Source organism: Cohnella phaseoli (assembly GCF_003386235.1).
Lineage (GTDB): Bacteria > Bacillota > Bacilli > Paenibacillales > Paenibacillaceae > Cohnella > Cohnella phaseoli.
On record NZ_QRDZ01000074.1, the window covers coordinates 1 to 1,531 of the forward strand.

Annotated in this window: 1 protein-coding gene; it reads right to left on the reverse strand. The window is 51.3% G+C overall.

Annotation, left to right across the window (positions count from 1 at the left end):
• Positions 1-1,418: IS66 family transposase (gene tnpC, locus DFP98_RS38520; protein ID WP_181918205.1), on the reverse strand; the 1,418-nt coding region annotated here is incomplete at its 3' end.
• Positions 1,419-1,531: the final 113 nt, after the last annotated feature.

The following is a 1,531-nucleotide window of genomic DNA, read 5'->3' on the forward strand; positions in this document are numbered from 1 at the left end:
GAAATAAATCCATGAGCGCGCGCAAATTGATGCGCCCCCTCCCAAGTACGGAATGAGCCGGATACTTTTTGCTTCACCTTGGTCATCCGCAAATCCCGTTCAGCTTGGTTATTGTCAAACGGCACGCGGGCATCGTAAAGAAACCGCAAAATGGATGCCTTGTGCATCCGGAATCTTTCACCCAAATTGGCGGCTGGGCTTTTGCATTTTCGGCCCCGTGTCCCTGTTTTCGGACGGACTTTTCCTCGGTGCCACTCGGATTCGCCTCGCTGCAGAATCGTATCATAAAGACGTTCGATCCGTGGGACGGTATCCGGTTCCAAGGGGCGGCCGTGGACTCTGGCTTCCTTAACCCTATTCCAACTGGTCAATAGCAACCGAAGCATATGTGCCGCCCATCGTTGGTGGTCATTCTGGATGATGCCGATGCATTCCCGCATTAAATGGACCCCGCATAGTGCGTGAATGAATCGGTAGATCTCTTTGAAATAGGAGGAATGGCAATCATGAACCACGATGCCTAGATAATTGAGAAGGATACCGACTTCGCTGAAAGCTTTGAAACCGCGCTTTTCATGCACATTCAGCAGGGTCCATTCAGGTGTACTGTGCGTATGAAGCCAATTTGTTTTTCCTTCTACGCGACAACCGGTCTCATCGGCATGAAGAACAGGGGACTCGGCGATACGCTCGCGAATGAAGGATTCTACCGTACTTAACTTGGCATGCATCCGACGCATGAAGGCAAGCAGCGTGCCTTCACTCAAATATTGATTCGTCAAGTCGGCGAAGAGCTCCCGGATGCGTTCCAGAGGCATCATGTGGCGCGCATTCAGATAGACGGTCCATGCCGAAAAACCTTTGCCATACTGTACGGGTGCCGTCACGTCGGCGGGAAACGATGCTTGCGTGACGCGGTTGCAACAGGAACACCGCCATTGTTCAGCACGAAGCTCGGTGACCTCCAATTTCGGAACGGGTAGATCGAATACTTGACGCTTTTCATAACCGACGAATGTCGCATCACGTAGGGAGGAACGGCAGTGTTCGCATGTCTCCCCGGACGGGAGGGTAACCACGTGGTCTGGGTGTTCGGCTTGAAGCAAGGTATGACCCGGGTGGCCCTTGGGCGCTCCCTTTTTGCCGCCGGATTTGCGCAGATTGACTGGCGGTTTGCGGAGTCCGTCACTTGAAGGCGGTTTGCTGCTGTTGCTGCTATTGCTTCCCAGTTGGCGTTCTAACTCATGAACGCGTTTCTCGAGTTTATCGATTTTCAACGCCTGCATTTCAAGCTGCTCGTTCTGTTTTTCGATCTGTTGTGCTTGCTGGGTGATGACGTGGAGCAGGTTGTTGAAATAGTCCGCGATTTCAGGATCGCCTTTAGACATCGTATTGACTTGATTCGGCGTCAGCTTCACGGACATCACTCCTCACTCCACTTGTATATTAGAAATAGTTCGTCGTGTGGTATCCAAATTCCTTTAAAATTTATGAAAAAGTCTCCCTATTTTCGGGAGACCTAAGTAGTAAC